This is a genomic window from Candidatus Neptunochlamydia vexilliferae, assembly GCF_015356785.1.
In the GTDB taxonomy this organism is placed as follows: domain Bacteria; phylum Chlamydiota; class Chlamydiia; order Chlamydiales; family Simkaniaceae; genus Neptunichlamydia; species Neptunichlamydia vexilliferae.
The window spans coordinates 1-2,946 of record NZ_JAAEJV010000105.1 but is presented as its reverse complement, the minus strand read 5'-3'; the positions used below and the strand labels follow the sequence as shown (position 1 = coordinate 2,946).

General features: G+C 37.9%; 2 protein-coding genes. One reads left to right on the top strand and one right to left on the bottom strand.

The window, feature by feature from the left end:
• Nucleotides 1–182 precede the first annotated feature (182 nt).
• Nucleotides 183–326 carry a hypothetical protein gene (locus NEPTK9_RS09360; protein ID WP_194848566.1) on the bottom strand — a complete coding sequence of 48 codons (144 nt, stop codon included), beginning with the start codon at nt 324–326 and terminating at the stop codon, nt 183–185.
• A 995-nt stretch (nt 327–1,321) separates the two neighbouring features.
• On the opposite strand from NEPTK9_RS09360, the gene NEPTK9_RS09355 reads away from it, so the two are divergent.
• Nucleotides 1,322–2,758, top strand: a complete 1,437-nt coding sequence (locus NEPTK9_RS09355; RefSeq protein WP_194848565.1) for an AAA family ATPase — start codon at nt 1,322–1,324, stop codon at nt 2,756–2,758.
• Nucleotides 2,759–2,946: the final 188 nt, after the last annotated feature.

The window sequence follows — 2,946 nt, the reverse complement described above, 5'->3', positions numbered from 1 at the left end:
TTCTGAGCCTCTTCTTGAACATACTTTAAAATATCCTCGAATTGTTTTTTGGCTTGTGCTATAACTTGTTCCATAGATACTCCAGTGGTTGGTTTTTGGTAGTTGTTATTTTTTCCAAAATCGTACTTACTGGGGTATTTTTTTTCTACTTTTCCCTTCTGTCCTACCTTCCAACTGATTTACTACACACCCTCTGCCAAACTGGTAATCGTTGATTTACCAGTAAGAGCATGGAGCGCTAACTTCTTACGTTCTGTTGGAGGCAATGCAGCTGCATTTTTTGTTTTAAAAATATTTGAAGAATTGGTAGCATTGTTGTTTGACATATTGGGGGGCCTTGGTTAGTTTTGGTTTAATTAAAAAAACTATACCACAAGGTGCCCCCTCTATGTCATTATTTTTTGTTACCCACGATTGAACCATGCCGAGTTTTTTTATTCAAAAAGTGCATCAAGCGTAAGCTGATTGTCAAATGCCCCTAGATAGGAACCATTCTCCTTGGCTCCATAAGTCGAGGTCAAGGTTTTAAATAGAGTTTTTCTTGTTTTTGTCTTTTCTCTAAATCGCTCCCTTCTGAAAAGGACTTTACGCGCTTCATCTGAGTTGAAGAATCGCTCGCTATTATAGAACTTAATTTTACATAGATTCATGCAGTGATCTGCGCGGTCAATCATCGGGTCTATTTGATCGCCAAAGTCGCTCCAATAAACTGCACCGGTTGCGACAACTTCTATCTTTCTTTAGAGCCTTAATTTCTTCTTCTCGGCCTAAAACTTTTCCCATTTTCTCCTCTATTAAGACTTCTATATCTCGCTAAATCTCATAAAAAATGGTGCTTTTAGCGAGATATAACGTTATCTTCTTATTTTCAACGACTTGCATTAATTGTATATTTAACTAATAACCAAAAACTTACAAAAACTCCATTTTTATATCTCGCTAAACCTCTCCAAAAATCTGACTTTTAGCCAAATATAGCCTGATTTTTCTCATAAAATCGCCTTTTAGCGATTTTATAAGAATATATATTAACCGCTAATTACAAATCACTTACAAAAAAACCCGAATTTATAAATGGCTAAATCTCCTTAAAAACAGGCGATTTAGCCAATTATAGCCCATTCCTAGAACTCAAAAGACAAAAAGCTAAGATTGAGACCAAGCTCACAAAAAAACTACAAGTCGTTCACAATAAGATTTTTAACACAAAAACTTCTCATAAAATCACCTTTTTGCTGTTTTATGAGATTTAAATACACCTAAAAACTTCTCATAAAATCGCTTTTTTGCTATTTTATGAGAAGTTACACATGAGGTGTCTATGGCAGACTTTATTGGCAGGCAAGGTGAACTCAAAGACCTGCAGACCCTTCTTAAAAAAGATGGTGCAAGCTTAGTCGTTCTTAGGGGAAGAAGGAGAGTTGGAAAAAGTCGTCTTATAGAAGAATTCACCTTCAATTTACCGACTATCTCTTTTGCAGGAATCCCCCCAACAAAAAATACCACTGCACAAAGCCAGAGAGAAGAGTTTTCCAGACAGATGCAATACGAACTGAAGATCAAGAAACCCCAAGCAGATGATTGGGGGGCTTTGTTCAGGGAGCTTGTCGACCTTAATCAAGAAAGGCCCATTGTTGTTGTACTGGACGAAATCTCTTGGGTAGGTTCAAAAGACCCCGACTTCTTGGGCAAGCTCAAGCTTGCTTGGGATCGTGGTTTTTCAAAAAACAAAAAGCTTATTCTTATCCTATGCGGTTCTGTCTCTAGTTGGATTGAGGAAAATATTCTCAGTAGTACAGGTTTCGTAGGAAGAATCACCTTAAGTATGCACCTAAAGCCTCTCTCCTTAAGCAATAGCTGTGAGTTTTGGGCCAGCCAGGGTGATCGAGTATCGCCCTATGAAATTTTTAAAGTGCTTTCGGTAACTGGAGGAGTCCCTCGGTATCTTGAAGAAATCCTCCCTAGCGAAACCGCTGAAGAAAATATCCACCGTTTATGCTTTAAAGAATCAGGCCTTTTATTCAACGAGTTTGACCAGATCTTTAATGATCTATTTTCTGCGCGCAGCACCGTCTGTAAAAATATCCTTTTGCACATGAGTGATCGAAGCCTGTTTTTGAAAGATGTTTATGAAGCTTTGAATGTTCAACCTAGTGGCGCCTATGCCGAACATGTCGATGACCTTGTAAAAGCAGGCTTTGTCTCTCGAGACTATACCTGGGATCTAAAAACAGGAAAAGAATCCAATCTGAGTCGGTTTCGAGTCAGCGATAACTATATTCGCTTCTATCTTAAAGCAATCTTGCCTAATAAAAAGAGCATCCTTGCAGGAACATATAATGCCTCCTCTATTGTCCATCGCGAAGGTTGGAAGTCACTTCTTGGCCTACAATTTGAGACCCTTGTACTTAACAATGTCAATGAACTTTATAAGCACCTGAATATCCCCCCGGGAGATGTTCAAAGAGCAGGCCCCTTTTTCCAAAGAAAATCGCTTAAGAATAGGGGATGCCAAATCGATCTTCTGATCCAAACCTACCATAGAGTTCTATATCTAGTGGAAATCAAATTTTCTCAAAATGAAATTACCAATGATGTTAAAAGCGAAGTCCAAAGAAAGATTGATGCTCTTAGCTTACCGAAAGGGTTTTCGGTAAAACCTGTACTTATCCATGTTAATGGAGTCTGTGGAAGTGTCTATCCCGACCGTTTCTTTGCCCATATTGTCGATTTCTCTGATTTGCTTAAAAAAGGTTGAACCAGGGGGTGTGATTAAAATCCGTACTCTATAAAAAAGTGAAATTTTTGTAGAGGTTTTTTTGTCATTTCGTCAAATTAAGTATTAAGTTGACAAAATGATACCCAATAGAGGATTTGATAACATGGAAAATGAAGATAAACTCGAAAAAGCCGTTAGGGCTATAAAAAGTGATGAGAGCATCTTAA

What these genes read in the sequence shown, in the direction of transcription:
- NEPTK9_RS09360 (WP_194848566.1), bottom strand. Translation starts at nt 326, where the DNA reads ATGTCAAACAACAATGCTACCAATTCTTCAAATATTTTTAAAACAAAA.
- NEPTK9_RS09355 (WP_194848565.1), top strand. Translation starts at nt 1,322, where the DNA reads ATGGCAGACTTTATTGGCAGGCAAGGTGAACTCAAAGACCTGCAGACC.